The 16498-nt window shown below is 32.5% G+C and carries 11 protein-coding genes; 8 read left to right on the top strand and 3 right to left on the bottom strand.

Annotation, left to right across the window (positions count from 1 at the left end; all coding sequences use genetic code 11):
* Positions 1–61: 61 nt before the first annotated feature.
* Positions 62–1960 carry an amidophosphoribosyltransferase gene (locus E1J38_RS03295; protein WP_133355862.1) on the top strand — a complete coding sequence of 633 codons (1899 nt, stop codon included), beginning with the start codon at positions 62–64 and terminating at the stop codon, positions 1958–1960.
* Between the two features lie 744 nt (positions 1961–2704).
* On the opposite strand, the gene E1J38_RS03290 is transcribed toward E1J38_RS03295, so the two are convergent.
* Positions 2705–3313, bottom strand: coding sequence for a superoxide dismutase (locus E1J38_RS03290; RefSeq protein WP_133355863.1), 609 nt, complete (start codon positions 3311–3313; stop codon positions 2705–2707).
* A gap of 123 nt (positions 3314–3436) precedes the next feature.
* On the opposite strand from E1J38_RS03290, the gene E1J38_RS03285 reads away from it, so the two are divergent.
* From E1J38_RS03285 to E1J38_RS03270, 4 genes are all read left to right on the top strand, one after another.
* Positions 3437–6568 carry a UvrD-helicase domain-containing protein gene (locus tag E1J38_RS03285; protein ID WP_133355864.1) on the top strand — a complete coding sequence of 1044 codons (3132 nt, stop codon included), beginning with the start codon at positions 3437–3439 and terminating at the stop codon, positions 6566–6568.
* A gap of 199 nt (positions 6569–6767) precedes the next feature.
* Positions 6768–8144, top strand: a complete 1377-nt coding sequence (locus E1J38_RS03280; RefSeq protein WP_133355865.1) for an OmpA family protein — start codon at positions 6768–6770, stop codon at positions 8142–8144.
* 77 nt (positions 8145–8221) lie between these two features.
* Positions 8222–10972: a PD-(D/E)XK nuclease family protein gene (locus tag E1J38_RS03275; protein WP_133355866.1), complete on the top strand. Its 2751-nt coding sequence runs from the start codon at positions 8222–8224 to the stop codon at positions 10970–10972.
* On the top strand, positions 10972–11814 hold the full coding sequence (locus tag E1J38_RS03270) for an alpha/beta hydrolase family protein (protein ID WP_133355867.1): 843 nt from the start codon (positions 10972–10974) through the stop codon (positions 11812–11814). Before E1J38_RS03275 ends, E1J38_RS03270 begins: the two co-directional genes overlap by 1 nt.
* 63 nt (positions 11815–11877) lie before the next feature.
* Here the strand turns inward: E1J38_RS03270 and E1J38_RS03265 are convergent, their stop codons facing one another.
* Positions 11878–12348, bottom strand: a complete 471-nt coding sequence (locus E1J38_RS03265; RefSeq protein WP_133355868.1) for an Lrp/AsnC family transcriptional regulator — start codon at positions 12346–12348, stop codon at positions 11878–11880.
* A gap of 134 nt (positions 12349–12482) precedes the next feature.
* On the opposite strand from E1J38_RS03265, the gene E1J38_RS03260 reads away from it, so the two are divergent.
* Together E1J38_RS03260 and pckA are read left to right on the top strand one after the other, a co-directional pair.
* Positions 12483–12878 (top strand): DUF423 domain-containing protein, encoded by a 396-nt coding sequence (locus E1J38_RS03260; protein ID WP_133355869.1) that lies wholly within the window; start codon positions 12483–12485, stop codon positions 12876–12878.
* Positions 12879–12939: 61 nt separating this feature from the next.
* Positions 12940–14556: a phosphoenolpyruvate carboxykinase (ATP) gene (pckA, locus tag E1J38_RS03255; RefSeq protein ID WP_133355870.1), complete on the top strand. Its 1617-nt coding sequence runs from the start codon at positions 12940–12942 to the stop codon at positions 14554–14556.
* Positions 14557–14587: 31 nt separating this feature from the next.
* Here pckA and E1J38_RS03250 read toward each other — a convergent pair whose 3' ends face one another.
* On the bottom strand, positions 14588–14986 hold the full coding sequence (locus E1J38_RS03250) for an SPOR domain-containing protein (RefSeq protein WP_133355871.1): 399 nt from the start codon (positions 14984–14986) through the stop codon (positions 14588–14590).
* A gap of 211 nt (positions 14987–15197) precedes the next feature.
* Between E1J38_RS03250 and E1J38_RS03245 the strand changes: the two genes are divergently transcribed.
* Positions 15198–16490 carry a cytochrome c3 family protein gene (locus E1J38_RS03245; protein ID WP_133356000.1) on the top strand — a complete coding sequence of 431 codons (1293 nt, stop codon included), beginning with the start codon at positions 15198–15200 and terminating at the stop codon, positions 16488–16490.
* The last annotated feature ends 8 nt before the right edge of the window (positions 16491–16498 follow it).

Below are 16498 nucleotides of genomic sequence, written 5' to 3'. Positions count from 1 at the left end.
ATTATTTTTATTATTTCCGTAGGTCTAACTAAAGAATGTTAGAGGCGAAAAAAAGTTAACTATGAGTGATATCTTAAAACACGAATGTGGTATAGCGGTCATTAGATTATTAAAACCGCTAGAGTATTACAAAGAAAAATACGGCAGTGCATTTTATGGCGTAAATAAAATGTATCTCATGATGGAGAAACAGCACAACCGTGGTCAAGATGGTGCTGGTTTTGCAAGTATAAAGTTAGATACAAAACCAGGTCAAAGATACATTAGCCGAATTCGCTCTATTGCTCAACAACCCATACAAGATATTTTTGCTCAGATAAATGACCGCATTAACAACGAATTTAAAGCACACCCAGAATATCTTGAGGATGTAGCTTTACAAAAAAAGAACATTCCTTACATAGGGGAATTATTGCTAGGTCATGTGCGTTATGGAACTTTTGGTAAGAACAGTGTAGAAAGTGTTCATCCTTTTTTAAGACAAAACAATTGGATGCACCGTAACCTTATTATGGCTGGAAACTTTAACATGACTAATGTTAAAGAGCTTTTCCATAATTTAATTGAGTTGGGGCAGCACCCTAAAGAATACACAGATACCATTACGGTCATGGAAAAAATTGGTCATTTTCTTGATGATGCCGTTAGCAAAATATATAAAGACCTAAAACGAGAAGGTTTTAATAAGCGTGAGGCCTCTCCCTTAATTGCAGAAAGGCTTAAAGTTTCCAAAATTTTAAAACGAGCTGCCAAAAATTGGGATGGTGGTTATGCTATGGCTGGTCTTATTGGTCATGGAGATTCTTTTGTTTTAAGAGATCCCGCTGGTATTCGTCCTGCATACTACTATAAAGATGATGAGGTGGTGGTTATTGCCTCAGAACGCCCCGTAATTCAAACAGTATTTAACGTTCCTTTTGAGAAGGTGAAGGAACTTGATCCGGGCCATGCTATCATTACAAAAAAATCTGGTGATGTACGTATAAAGAAAATCTTAGAACCTTTAGAACGTAAAGCATGTTCTTTTGAACGTATTTATTTTTCTAGAGGAAGTGATGCCGAAATTTATCAAGAACGAAAAATGTTAGGCAGATTATTAATGCCTAAAGTTATGGAAGCTATTGAAAATGATACCAGAAATACGGTTTTTTCATACATTCCTAACACCGCTGAAACCTCTTTTTACGGCATGGTTGAAACAGCTGAAAACGAACTCAATAAGTCTAAAACTAAAACTATTTTAACTGGCAAGCGTAATATTTCTGCAGAAAAAGTAACCGAGATATTATCAGAAAGGATTAGAGTTGAGAAAATAGCCATAAAAGATGTAAAGCTTAGAACTTTTATTACAGAAGACAGTAGTAGGGATGACTTGGTGGCACATGTTTATGATATTACTTATGGTGTGGTAAAGCCAAACGACAATTTGGTGATTATAGATGATAGTATTGTAAGAGGAACCACACTTAAAAAGAGTATTTTAAAAATGTTGGATAGATTAGGGCCTAAGAAAATTATTGTGGTGTCATCTGCTCCTCAAATTCGTTATCCAGATTGTTATGGAATTGACATGGCAAATCTTGAAAGTTTGGTAGCCTTTCAGGCTGCTTTAGCACTTCATAAGGATAATGACACTTACAGCACTATTGAGGAGGTGTATAACAAGTGTAAAGATCAAGAAGACCTAGACGATAAAGAGGTAAAGAATTTTGTAAAAGAGATTTACGATCCCTTTACTGATGAGCAAATTTCTAATAAAATTGCTGAATTGTTAAGTGATGATGTTATAAAGGCCGAAGTGATAATAATTTTTCAACCTGTTGAAAACTTACATAAAGCATGTCCTAAGAATTTAGGAGATTGGTATTTTACAGGAAATTATCCAACGGTTGGTGGCAATAGAGTGGTTAATAAAGCATTCATTAATTTTTACGAAGGTAACAAAGAACGGGCCTATTAATTGATGATTTCGCAATGACTTACGGTTAATCTGTAAATATTGCATTTCATCCGATATTTACGCCATTCATCTAATAAATAGTCCTGTTACCTAAAATACATATAAATTGGTCTCACCATAACATAAGTAGGTTAAGTTCATGGTAGATTTGGGGCAAAAAAAGGTGAACGCTTGTTCGCCTTTTTTTATGCGTTTAAATTGACAACATATATTTTTCTAAAAAAAGCTTCTAGTTTATTTTATGCTTAAGAATTCATTTAAGCTAAAAAATGAGTAGTTGAACTAAATTTTTCTTTTCAAACATTTATTCTTCAATACATTTATGCTACCATAACATAAGTAGGTTAAGTTCATGGTAGATTTGGGGCAAAAAGGTGAACATTCTCGTTCACCTTTTTTTTGTCAATTTTAAAGCTTCTGCTCTTATAACTGGTTGTCAAACTGGTAGTGTTGAAATTTCGTTTAAGCTAATATATGAGTAATTGGACTAAAATATTTTTTTTGATTTCAAGTCTTCGATATTTTTGGAAGACCATAACATAAGTAGGTTAAGTTTATGGTAGATTTGGGGCAAAAAGGTGAACATTCTCGTTCACCTTTTTCATTTTACAAAGGCGTGTTTGTATTAAGTGTTGAATCAATTTACTATGTAACACAGAAATCCCTAATATAAGGGATATAATAAAAAATCGCCTAGAAATTTTCTAGGCGATTTTTTATTTTTTGGAATACTTAGTTGCAAAATTACTTTGCTTCTGCGTAACGTCTTTCAACCTCATTCCAGTTAATCACTTTAAAGAAAGCACTAATATAATCTGGACGTCTGTTTTGATAGTTTAGGTAATAAGCGTGTTCCCATACATCTAGTCCTAAAATTGGTGTGCCGCCACAACTAACTCCAGGCATTAAAGGGTTGTCTTGATTTGGTGTAGAGCAAATTTCTACTTTACCACCTTTATGTACACACAACCAAGCCCAACCAGACCCAAAACGCGTTGCTGCAGCTTTACTAAACGCTTCTATAAACGCATCTTTAGAGCCATAAGCAGCTTCAATAGCATCTTTTAGCTCTCCAGATAAATATCCTCTGTCTTCTGGGTTCATAACGGTCCAAAATAAAGAGTGGTTATAAAATCCTCCGCCATTATTTCTAACAGCACCATTATTCATATCTAAATTAGAAAGGATATCTTCAATGGATTGTCCTTCTAGATCTGTTCCCGCAATGGCGTTATTTAAGTTGTTTGTGTAGCCTGCATGATGCTTAGTATGGTGTATCTCCATGGTACGTGCGTCAATATGTGGTTCTAGAGCATCATAAGCATACCCCAATTCTGGTAATTCAAAAGCCATAATTTCTTGTTTTAATATTATTAAATAATTTCATCACAAATTTACGTATAATAGGCCTCAATTAAAAATAATAAATTGTTATGAAACCATTGATAGTTTTTATCTTGTAACAAATTATCATTTATGCTTAAAAACAATGCTTTCACCATTTATAATGCCTCTGCTGGAAGTGGAAAAACATTTACAATAGTAAAAGAGTATTTAAAGATTTTATTAAAATCTGAAAACCCTTTAAAATTTAAGCATATTCTTGCTATTACTTTCACTAATAAGGCGGTTGCCGAAATGAAAGCACGCATCATTGAAACGCTAAAACAATTTTCTGATAAAAACATCTTAACACATCCAAATAGTATGTTTAAGGTTTTATGCAATGAGTTAGAAATGGCTCCAAACATAGTTCATAACAAGTCTAAAAACATTCTGGAAACCATAATATATAACTATGCTGCCTTTGATATTTCTACTATTGACGGCTTTACCCATAAAATAATACGAACCTTTGCGCATGATTTAAAGTTATCTATGAATTTTGAAGTGGATTTGGATGAAGAAGCTCTATTGAATGAAGCCGTAGATAGTCTTATAGCTAAAGCTGGAACCCATGATACTATCACGAATGTCTTGGTTGATTTTGCTATTGAAAAAGCCGATGACGATAAAAGTTGGGACATAGCTTTAGATTTTAATAAGATTGCAAAACTGCTGGTAAATGAAAACAACATCCCTTACATTCAAACTTTAGCGCACAAAACACTCAACGACTTTAAAGTGCTAAAAGCGCAATTAAAAAAAGACATTCTTACTACTGAAAATACTATTATAAAACACGCTAAAAGTGTATTAAATCTAATTGATGAATCTGGATTGGAACACAAAGATTTTAGTAGAAGCACACTGCCAAATCACTTTAAAAAAGTATCTCAACTTAACTTAAACGGGCTTTACAACAACAAACTTGAAGAAAATATTAGAGAAAGAAACGGTATTTATACTACAAAATTAAATCCTGTCTTAGCCGATACCATTGACGCTATATTACCCCAGATAGAAGTTGCTTACAACACCGTAAAATCTCTGGTTTATCATCATAGTTTTTTAAAAAATTTCTACAAAAACATTACACCACTTTCTGTATTAAGTGCTATTAACAATGAGTTGTCTATTATTAAACAAGAACAGAATAAAATGCTTATTTCAGAATTTAACACCATTATAAGCAATGAAATAAAAGACCAACCAACACCATTTATTTATGAACGCATTGGTGAAAAGTTTAGGCATTATTTTATTGATGAATTTCAAGACACTTCTGAAAAGCAATGGGGAAATTTAATTCCGCTCATAAACAATTCTTTGTCTTCTGAAAATGGCAGTGCCATGATAGTAGGAGACGCTAAACAGGCTATTTATCGTTGGCGTGGTGGAAAAGCCGAACAGTTTATAGGTTTGTTCAATACTGATAATCCGTTTAATGCAGAAAAAAACATTGAAAACCTTCCTACTAACTATAGGAGTTTTAAAGAAATTGTAAACTTTAATAATAACTTTTTTAAGTATTTAGCAGCCCAAGTGTTTAGTAATAAGACGTATGAAGAACTTTATGAAAAGGGGGGGCAAAATTCATTTTTAGAAGATTCAGGTTATGTGGAAGTATCGTTTTTAGATTTTGAAAAAAATGATGATATAGACGAACAGTATTGTAATGCCGTATTAAATAAAATAAACACCTGCATAAAAACGGGTTTTCATTTAAAAGACCTTTGTGTTTTGGTAAGAAAGAAAAAAGAAGGGGTAGCTGTAGCCAATTATTTAAGTGAACATAAAATACCTATTATTTCCTCTGAAACGCTACTTATTAGCAGTTCTCAAGAAGTTAATTTTATAGCTGATGTTTTAAAACTTCTAATTCAACCTAAAAACAATAAAGTCAAGGTTTCCGCTTTAAACTTTTTAACCACCTTGTTTAAGGTTAAGGACAAACATGATTTTTTTGTGGAGCATTTAAATTTGTCTGTATCCCAACTTTTTAAAAGCTTTCAGGCATTCAATATATCTATAAGTGAAAATATTATACAACTTCCGCTATATGATTTAGTTGAAACCATTGTAAGAAGTTTTAATTTGGTTAAAACATCAAATGCGTATATTCAGTTCTTCTTAGATTTTGTTCTGGAGTTTTCACAAAAAAAAGGATCTGATATTTCGGCTTTCATAAAATATTTTGAAAAGAAAAAAGACACGCTAAGTATTGTAAGCCCTAAAGGTCAAAATGCTGTTCAAATCATGACTATTCATAAATCAAAGGGATTAGAATTTCCTGTAGTTATTTTCCCTTATGCAGATTTAGATATTTACAAAGAACAGGATCCAAGAGTATGGTACAAATTAAATGAAGAACAATATCATGGTTTCTCACATACTTTGCTAAATTATAATAAGGACTTTGAGTATTTTGGTGAAGTTGGTCAATATATTTTTCAGGAACATCAATCTGAATTGGAACTAGACAATATTAATTTACTTTATGTTGTACTTACCAGAGCTATTGAGCAAATGTTTATTATTTCAAAAATTGATATATCCTCTAAAGGAGAAGTAAATAGCAAAAAGTATTCAGGATTATTTATTAATTACCTAAAGCATATTGGCAAATGGCAGGCATCTAAAAACTTATACCGTTTTGGTAATTCAGAAAAAACAACAAAAGAAAGCACCTCAGAAGACCAAACACTCATCAACAATCAGTTTATATCAACTCCAAAAGAAAATCACAATATAAAAGTTGTATCAAAATCTGCTTTTCTGTGGGATACCAACCAACAAAAAGCTATTGAAAAAGGCAATCTTGTTCACAATATTATGGCGCTCATAAAAAATAAAGACGATATAGATTTTGTTATGAATAAGTTTTTGGATGAATCTTTAATAAACCAGAGGCAGGTAAATAATTTAAAAGACACAGTTTTACAAATTGTAAACCATCCTCTTTTAAAAGAATATTATAACTCAAATCAAACCATATATAATGAGCGTGATATTATAACTAAAGATGGTGGTATATATAGACCTGATAGGGTGAACGTTAATTCTAATAATGAAGTTGTTATCATTGATTACAAAACCGGTAAAGAAAACAAAAAACATATTCAACAATTAGAAGTATACCAGAACGTATTAGAAAATATGAAATACACCGTGAAAAAGAAATTGCTTGTTTACACGAATGATACCCTGACGGTGAAACTTTTTTAAAATTATTTTTACTGTGACTTAATTAGGTTAAACGTGTCTATAAATATACAATATTAACAGGTATATTATCTAAAATGGTTATGAACTATCGGTAAACCGCACATTTGTACGATTTTTTTATATATTTGTTTTTGTTAATAACATTTAACATCTTACTTTTGTTTACAATTAACACTTTAAAAATTAAACTTTTTTGAATATGAAAAATCTTAGCAGATTATTGTTAGCATTTGTATTTGTACTTGGTTACAATTACGCTGATGCACAAGACAAAAACAACCCTTGGCAAATTACTATAGGAGCTAATGCCGTTGATGCTTATCCCTCAGGAGACGGAGGTCTTTTTAGCGAAACTATCTTTGATGAATTTGCAAACGTTACAGATCACTACAACATTTTACCTTCATTATCTACTATCTCGGTATTTAAATACCTTGGAGACGGATTCTCGTTTGGTGCTGCAGGGTCATTAAATAAAATTGATAAATGGGGTGACATTAGTCAGAACCCAGATACTACTAACGAAGTAGACGATTTATCATACTACGGAATTGATGGTACTATTAAATATAACTTCCTACAAGGAACAACTATAGACCCTTACTTAGGTGTTGGTGGTGGTTACACTTGGATTGATGAAATTGGTGCTGGTACTTTAAATGGTACTGCTGGTTTAAACATTTGGTTCAGTGAAAATATTGGTTTCACTCTACAAACTTCTTACAAACATGCCTTTGAAGATTACTTACAAACACACTTCCAGCATTCTGCAGGTCTTTCAATTAGATTTGGAGGAACAGATACAGATGGTGATGGTATTTATGACAAAGACGACGCTTGTCCAGATGTTGCTGGTTTAGAAGCTTTCAACGGTTGTCCTGATACAGATGGTGATGGTATTGAAGATAGTAAGGATGATTGTCCTAATGAAGCTGGTTTAGCTGAGTTAAATGGTTGTCCTGATACTGACGGAGATGGTATTGCTGATAAAGACGACAAATGTCCTACAGTAGCTGGATTAAAAGCTTTAGCTGGTTGTCCAGATGCTGATGGTGATGGCGTTACTGATGGTGATGATAAATGTCCTAACACTGCTGGTCCAGCTGCTAATAATGGATGTCCTTGGCCAGATACTGATGGTGACGGTGTGTTAGACAAAGATGATAAATGTCCAGACGTTAAAGGAACTGTTGCTAACAACGGATGTCCTGAAGTTACTGAAGAAGTACAAAAAACTTTAAATGAGTACGCTAAAACAATTTTATTTGATCTTGGTAAATCTACTATCAAATCTCAATCTGAAGAGGTGTTAAAAGATATTATTGGTATCCTTAATGAGTACCCAACTGCTAAATTTACAGTTGAAGGACACACTGATAGTACTGGTAGTGAAAAATTAAACCAAGGACTTTCTGAAAAAAGAGCGCTTTCAGTTAAAGAATATTTAGTAAATAACGGAGTAGATGAGTTCAGATTATCTGCACTTGGATATGGAGAGTCTAAGCCAATTGATACTAATAAGACTAGAGCTGGTAGAGCAAATAACAGACGTGTTGAAATTAACTTAGCTAAATAATAAGTATAAAGTTAATTCTTTAAAATAACTTTGAAAAAACGCTTCGGTAAATCCGAAGCGTTTTTTATTTTTATGCTATGACAACTTTCATTTTTGATGTTTTAAAAGATTTACAAAACAGTAATACCAACTTTTCTAACATTACTTTTATACTGCCCAGTAAACGTGCTGGCTTGTTTTTAAAGCATCAATTATCTCAGCTCACCAAACAAACAATTTTTGCGCCATCTATAATTAGTATAGAAACTTTTGTAGAGGAACTTTCAGAACTTAGAAAAATTGGAAATACAGAACTTCTTTTTGAATTTTATAATACCTATAATCAAATAACAAAAGAAAGCGAAAAAGACACCTTTGACGTTTTTTCAAAATGGGCACAAATTCTACTTCAAGATTTTAATGAAATAGACCGCTACCTTATTCCGCAGAACAATATTTTTAACTATTTAAGTGCCATTAAAGAGATTGAATATAATCATTGGTCATTAGAGGAAGACCAATCAGATTTAATAAAAAAATACCTGGCATTTTGGAATAAGCTAGGTAGTTATTATTCTCATTTTACTGAATCTCTTTTAAGAAAAAAAAGAGGTTACCAAGGGTTAATTTATAGAGAAGCTGTAGAGAATTTAGAGTCATATATTCAAAACAATACTGGAAAAAAACATATTTTCTTAGGCTTTAACGCACTAAATACTGCCGAAGAAACTATTTTTCAAGAATTACTTCAAAACGATTTGGCCAAAATATACTGGGATATAGACCATGTCTTTTTTAATAACCCTAAGCATGATGCAGCCTTATTTACTAGACAGCACAGAGCAAATTGGCTATACTTTAAAAAACACCCCTTTAATTGGATTACCAATAACTATTCTAAAGAGAAAAACATTTCTGTATTTGGTATTCCAAAAAACATTGGACAAGCTAAATACATTGGTTCACTTTTAAATATATTAAAAGACAAAAACCCTGCATTAAAAAATACTGCCGTTGTTTTAGGTGATGAAAATTTATTAATTCCTACACTTAACTCATTGCCTAACGATATTGAAGCATTGAATATTACTATGGGATTTCCATTAAAATCCATCCCGTTAGCCTCTCTTTTTGAGTTGTTGTTTCATGTTCACAAAACATATTCAAAATCTTTCTACCACAGAGATGTTGTCAATATAGTATCGCATCAGTTTATAAGTGTTCTTTTTAATGATAATGCTTCAAAAATCATAGAAACTATTGATGATAATAACCTTGTTTATTTAACAGTTGAACGCTTAAAGGGCATTGCTCCAAACGCTTCAGAAATTATAGATTTACTGTTTTCTAATTGGGACTGTGTTGATAAAGTTCTAGAGAACTGCTTACAATTAATTCTTTATATAAAAGCTTATTTAGATAGCAACAAGGCTTCCAATCTCCTGTCTCTAGAATACTTATTTCGTTTTAATGAATTATTTAATGAACTAGTACGATTAAATTCTGAGTATAATCATATTAAAGATAACGCTTCTTTGTATGGTATTTACAAAGAATTATTGACTTCAGAGACATTAGATTTTCAAGGAGAACCCTTACAAGGCTTACAGGTTATGGGAATGTTAGAGTCTCGTGTTTTAGATTTTGAAACGGTTATTATTTCGGGTGTTAATGAAGGTATTCTTCCGGCAGGAAAAAGTAATAACTCCTTTATTCCTTTTGATGTTAAGGTAGAGAATAAGCTTCCCACGTACAAAGAAAAAGATGCCGTTTATACTTACCATTTTTATCGTCTTTTACAACGAGCCAAAAATATTTATATACTCTATAATACCGAAGCAGATGTTTTAACCGGTGGCGAAAAAAGCCGTTTTATCACACAGTTAGAGTTAGACCAAACGCATCAAATAAAGCACACCATTATTACACCATATGTGCCAGTTGTAAATTCTCATTTAAATATTGTAGAAAAAAACAATGACCTCATTCAAATACTAAAAACTGTTGCAGAGAAAGGCTTTTCTCCATCATCATTAACCAATTATATAAGAAACCCTATTGATTTCTATTATCAAAAAGTTTTAAAAATAAGAGAGTTTGATGAGGTTGAAGAAACCGTAGCAGCTAATACTCTAGGAACCGTAGTACACAATACTCTTGAAGATTTTTACAAACCATTTAAGGGGTCTATTTTAAGTATAGACAGTATTCAAAATTTAAAAGGTAAAATTCCTGAAACAGTTATGCATCATTTTACAAATGTTTACAAAGAAGGAGATGTTAAAACTGGTAAAAACCTCATTATTTTTGAAATTGCAAAACGTTATGTGTCCAATTTTTTAGATTTAGAAATTCAAGATTTAAAAGCAGGTAACCAGATTAAAATAATTGCCATTGAATCTAACAATATGGCACAAATAGATATTGCAGAACTTGATTTTCCTGTAAAACTCACGGGAACGGTAGACAGGGTTGATGAACGAAATGGTGTAACAAGAATTATTGATTATAAAACAGGAAAGGTGGAACAGACCGATGTGGAAGTAGTTAATTGGAAAGAAATTACTTCAGATTATAAAAAGTATAGTAAAAGTTTTCAGGTGCTTTCTTATGCTTATATGATGCAGCTTTTAGGAAGTATTAAACTTCCTGTTGAAGCTGGTATTATCTCGTTTAAAAACTTAAATGGTGGATTCTTGAAATTTGCAAAAAAAGACAAAACAGGCTCTCACGCTAAAAAAGACACCTTAATTACTCAAGAAACATTAGATAATTTTAGCACCGAATTAAAACAACTCATCATTGAGATTTGTAATAAAGAAATTCCGTTCACAGAAAAAGAAGTATAATGCCAAAAAAAGATGTTTTTGTTATTGATGGGAAACACAACAAGCCCATTTTAATTGATATAACTTACTTAGAAAAATCAACAAACAATCCAATACTAATATTTTGCCATGGTTATAAAGGATTCAAAGATTGGGGGGCTTGGAATCTTATGGCAGAGGCTTTTGCTAAAGCAGGGTTTTGTTTTATAAAGTTTAATTTTTCTCATAATGGAGGCACCATTAAACAACCCATTGACTTTCCAGATTTAGATGCGTTTGGAAATAATAATTATACGAAAGAATTAGACGATTTGCAATCTGTTATAGATTGGTGTTTTGAAAACGAGACTATAAAAACATTAGGCAACTTAAATAACCTTACATTGTTGGGACACAGCCGTGGAGGAGGAATTGTTTCTATTACAGCCTATGAAGATTTTAGAGTTAAGCAATTAATTAGTTTAGCTGGTGTATCTAATTTTTTAAACAGAACTGTTACAAAAGTTGATATTGAAGATTGGAAAAATTCTGGAGTTAAGTATGTTTTAAACGGCCGGACCAAACAGCAAATGCCTCATTTTTATCAGTTTTATGAAGACACCATAAAAAACAAAGACCGCTTACAAATTGAAAAAGCTGTTTCAAATTTAAAGATTCCCCATCTCATCATTCATGGCGATAAAGACACTAGTGTTTTAATTGCTGAAGCCGAAAACCTTCATCATTGGAACCCTAAAAGTAAGTTTGAGATTATTGAAGGAGCTGATCATGTCTTTAATGCACGCCACCCTTGGAATGAAAACCAACTCACTAAAGAACTAAAAGAGGTGATAGGTGTAGTGATTGAATTTTTAGATAAATAAAAAAACTCCAAGTAAATAAATTACTTGGAGTTTTTATTTAGAAATTTATGTGTAGAGTGAAAATTATATCTTCATTTGTCTATCAATCTGCTGGTCTAAAGAAATAAAAGTTTCGGTTCTTGAGACTCCAGAGATGGTCTGAATTTCATCATTAAGTAAGTGCATTAAGTGCGCATTGTTTTTGCAAATAATCTTGATTAAAACATTCCAGTTTCCGGTAGTATAGTGGCATTCTAAAACTTCAGGTACTTTTTTTAGTTGCTTAATTGCTTCAGGGTTGTGAATAGCTTTATCTAAGTAAACTCCAATAAAAGCAACCGTTGTATAACCTAAAACGCGAGGGTTGATAACAAATTTAGATCCAGTAATCAAACCGGATTTCTCAAGTTTGCGTAAACGTTGGTGAATGGCTGCACCAGAAATTCCTACATTACGGGCTATTTCAAGAATAGGTGTTCTAGCATCTACCATTAATGCACGTAGAATTTTTTTGTCTATGCCGTCAATTGTTAGGGCTTTGTCTTTATTTTTCATTTAGTGTAGTTTCTGTTTAGAATGCAAATGTAGTCATTTGGTTTCAAATTAAAACTAAAAATCCATGAATGATTGTTCAGGTAAATAAAAATATATCAGATTAGTTAACTAGCTTTGTCTTTAAATTTGTTGTAATGAATAAACCAATTTTAGTAACTGCCGCTATTCTAGGTCTTTTGGCCATTATTTTGGGGGCTTTTGGAGCACATACATTAAAGGAATTAATCTCTATTGAGTCTCTTAAAACTTTTGATACTGGTGTTCGTTATCAATTATATCATGCCCTTTTGTTATTGTTTGTTGGAGAGAGTTCTCTAATCAGACCAAAAGTTAAAAAAGTTATATTCTATTTGGTGGCTTTTGGTGTTGTTTTATTTTCTGGATCTATTTATGGTCTAGCAACTAATGTGTTGTGGTCTTTTAATTTTGAAGCCATTGGTTTTTTTACCCCAATTGGAGGATTACTCTTTATATTAGCCTGGGGTCTTTTGATTGTTAATTTTTTAATAATTAACAGAAAACACAATTAAAAATTAATTTACAATAAAAATATTGTCATATTTTTGATAAATAAATAAATTTCAAAATCATATGCCAATTAAAAATACAGGTTCTAATACTGTTTCTTTAGAGAGTTATGGTATAAAAAATGCCAAAATAAAATATCAATTATCTCCAAAACAATTACATGATATTTCTATTGAAAAAGGACTTGGTGTAGAGGTTTCTTCAGGTGCTTTAGCAGTTAATACTGGTGAATTTACAGGGCGCTCTCCCAAAGATAGATTTATTGTTAAGGATAATATTACCAAAGACCTTGTATGGTGGGGCGATGTTAATATACCTTTTGAAACTGATAAATTTGATAAACTTTACAATAAGGTTGTATATTATCTATCTAACAAGGAAGTGTTTGTTAGAGATTGTTATGCTTGTGCCGATCCTAATTACAGATTAAATCTTAGGGTTATAAATGAATATCCCTGGAGCAACCAGTTTGCTTACAATATGTTTTTAAGACCTACAAAAGAGGAAATAAAACGATTTAAACCCGAATGGACCGTGATTAATGCTCCTGGTTTTATAGCAAACCCTGATGAAGATGGAACGCGTCAACATAATTTTGCCATATTAAACTTTACAAAGAAGATTGCTTTAGTTGGGGGTACGGGTTATACAGGGGAAATAAAAAAAGGAATTTTCTCAGCCCTTAATTTTATACTTCCGGTATTTAAAGATACGTTGCCAATGCACTGTAGTGCTAATGTAGGGAAAGAGGGAGATACTGCTATCTTTTTTGGACTTTCAGGAACTGGAAAAACAACATTATCAACTGATGCCAACAGAAGTTTAATTGGCGATGATGAACACGGTTGGACGAATGATAACAACATATTTAATTTTGAGGGAGGTTGTTATGCTAAAGTTGTTAATCTTACAAGAAATAAGGAACCCGAAATTTATGATGCCATAAAGAAAGGAGCTATTCTTGAAAATGTAGTTTTAAAGGATCATGCTGAGGTAGATTTTGCAGATACTTCAATCACACAAAATACCAGAGTAAGTTACCCCATTCATTTTATAGAAAACATTCAAGTGCCGTCAGTAGGATTTAATCCTAAGAACATATTCTTTTTAACAGCAGATGCTTTTGGTGTTATCCCACCTATTTCTAAATTAACACCTAGTCAGGCAGCTTATCATTTTATTTCGGGTTACACAGCCAAAGTTGCTGGAACAGAAGCTGGAGTTGTTGAGCCACAACCATCATTTTCAGCATGTTTTGGTGCTCCTTTTATGCCTTTACACCCCGCAAAATATGCTGAAATGTTAAGTAAGAAAATGATAGAAGCCAAAGTTAACGTATGGTTGGTTAATACTGGATGGACAGGTGGTCCATACGGTATTGGAAAGCGTATTGAATTAAAGTATACCAGAGCAATGATTAATGCTGTTTTAAATGGAGATTTAGGACTTTATAACTATGATGACTATCACATACACTCGGTGTTTGGAGTTGCGCAACCTAGAATCTGTCCAGGAGTACCAACCAGTGTTTTAAGTCCTAGACAAACCTGGAACGATGATGGAGCATATTATACCATGGCGTTTAAATTAACAAACGCTTTCCGCAAAAATTTTAAAAAATTTGAAGCTCATTGTAATGAGGAAATAAGGCGAGGAGGTCCTCAACGGTATGCTTTTTAAACAAATTATTTGCCTTTTCATTTCACAAATTTTAATTAGTTATCGTACTCTTAGGCTTAAAAATAAATGCGCTAGGAAATTCTTTTTTAATACGCTTTAAAGCTCTATCAGCTTCTAAACGAGTTCTAAAATTGCCAGCCCAAATTTTAAAATTAGGTGACTCATATTCTATTCTGGATTTCCAATCGCTAAAAAATTCGTGAAATTCTTTTTGTGCAGCATAAGCCCCAGATCGATTACCATTGTATATTTGAATCTTGTACCTATCAGAGCTGTTCTCGGTTTTATTTAACTGTTTTTTTACGTTTAGTAAATTATCAATTTTATAATCCTGATTTATGTTTACCTGACCTTGTTGGGCAAAACAAGAAACAGAAATCATAAAAAATAAAATGATAAAGGCTTTGGATTTTGAACTTAAATGCAGCATTTTTTAGTATTTCTACAAATTTATACGATATAAACTAAATTATGGTTGTTTTTATTATTTAGAATCTCTCTAAATTAATAATTAACAACTCTCTAACACTTCCAAAATCGACTTTTAATATTACTTTTGCCTGAGATTTTAAAAGTATGACTTTTGTCATGTTTTCATGAAAAAATCATACCAAAGATTAGAAGTTAATTTAACCAATAATATGAAACAGGTGATTCACCGTAAATTAAGTGAAAACATTCTTCGTTTTGGCTTAGTTATTTTATTAGCGTTTACAACCTCGCTTTCCGCTCAAGAAGGAGATCCAGCAAAAGGAAAATCATTATTTAATGCCAATTGTGCCGCTTGTCATAAACTAGATAAGAAAATGACAGGTCCTGCTTTACGCAATGTTGAGCAGCGTTTGGCTGATGAAGAAGGTTTAGATAGAGAATGGATTTATGCTTGGATTAGAAATAGCTCCGCGCTTATCAAGTCTGGAGATGCTTATGCTAACAAGATTTATGCTGAATATAATAACGCTGCTATGACGGCTTTTCCTCAGTTAAGTGATGAGGATTTAAATAATATTTTAGCGTATACAGCTGCAGAGCCTCCAAAAGCGCCTGATACGCCAGTTCCAGCTCCTGGGGCTGAAAGTACTACTGGTTCTGGAGGTATTTCGAATGAACTTATTCTTGGTGCATTAGCTATTTTATTTATTCTATTAGCTGCGGGCCTATATTTGGTAAATAAAACATTGCGCAGATTTGCCGAGGTTCAAAATATAGACTTACCTGAGGTATCAAAGAGAAAACCTCTATGGAAAGCTTTTGTTGAGAATCAATTTTTAATGCTGGTTACGGCTATCTTCTTCTTACTGGCAAGTGCTTATTTTATGTATGGGTATTTAATGCAGATAGATGTAAACCAAGGGTATCAACCTGTGCAGCCAATTCACTTCTCACATAAGATTCATGCGGGAGATAACGGAATTGATTGTAAATACTGTCACTCTTCTGCTAGAGTAAGTAAACATTCAGGGATTCCATCGTTAAATATTTGTATGAACTGCCATAAATCTATTTATGAATATAACGGAGAGACTTCACCAGAGTATTCAAAAGAGTTCTATGATGGGGAAATAAAGAAATTGTATGAAGCTGTTGGATGGGATGATGCAGCACAACAATATACAGGTGAAACTAAACCAGTAAAATGGGTTAGGATTCACAACTTACCAGACTTCGTTTACTTTAACCATTCTCAACATGTTACAGTTGGCGGTCAAGAATGTCAAACCTGTCACGGACCTGTAGAGGAAATGGAGATCTTATATCAACATTCAACATTAACTATGGGATGGTGTATTAACTGTCATAGAGAGACTAATGTGAAGGTTGAGGATAACGAATACTATGAGAAAATTCATGAAGAATTATCTAAAAAGTATAACGTTGACAAGTTAACAGTAGCCGAAATGGGTGGACTGGAATGTGGTAAGTGTCATTATTAATTTAGTAA

It is taken from the genome of Seonamhaeicola sediminis, assembly GCF_004358095.2.
GTDB classification, from domain to species: Bacteria; Bacteroidota; Bacteroidia; order Flavobacteriales; family Flavobacteriaceae; genus Seonamhaeicola; species Seonamhaeicola sediminis.
Note: the sequence above shows the minus strand (reverse complement) of the source record. Positions and strands in the feature narration are given on the sequence as shown.

Excerpts from the sequence above, each read along its gene's own strand:
- E1J38_RS03295 (WP_133355862.1), top strand. The coding sequence starts at position 62 with ATGAGTGATATCTTAAAACACGAATGTGGTATAGCGGTCATTAGATTA.
- E1J38_RS03290 (WP_133355863.1), bottom strand. The coding sequence starts at position 3,313 with ATGGCTTTTGAATTACCAGAATTGGGGTATGCTTATGATGCTCTAGAA.
- E1J38_RS03285 (WP_133355864.1), top strand. The coding sequence starts at position 3,437 with ATGCTTAAAAACAATGCTTTCACCATTTATAATGCCTCTGCTGGAAGT.
- E1J38_RS03280 (WP_133355865.1), top strand. The coding sequence starts at position 6,768 with ATGAAAAATCTTAGCAGATTATTGTTAGCATTTGTATTTGTACTTGGT.
- E1J38_RS03275 (WP_133355866.1), top strand. The coding sequence starts at position 8,222 with ATGACAACTTTCATTTTTGATGTTTTAAAAGATTTACAAAACAGTAAT.
- E1J38_RS03270 (WP_133355867.1), top strand. The coding sequence starts at position 10,972 with ATGCCAAAAAAAGATGTTTTTGTTATTGATGGGAAACACAACAAGCCC.
- E1J38_RS03265 (WP_133355868.1), bottom strand. The coding sequence starts at position 12,348 with ATGAAAAATAAAGACAAAGCCCTAACAATTGACGGCATAGACAAAAAA.
- E1J38_RS03260 (WP_133355869.1), top strand. The coding sequence starts at position 12,483 with ATGAATAAACCAATTTTAGTAACTGCCGCTATTCTAGGTCTTTTGGCC.
- pckA (WP_133355870.1), top strand. The coding sequence starts at position 12,940 with ATGCCAATTAAAAATACAGGTTCTAATACTGTTTCTTTAGAGAGTTAT.
- E1J38_RS03250 (WP_133355871.1), bottom strand. The coding sequence starts at position 14,986 with ATGCTGCATTTAAGTTCAAAATCCAAAGCCTTTATCATTTTATTTTTT.
- E1J38_RS03245 (WP_133356000.1), top strand. The coding sequence starts at position 15,198 with ATGAAACAGGTGATTCACCGTAAATTAAGTGAAAACATTCTTCGTTTT.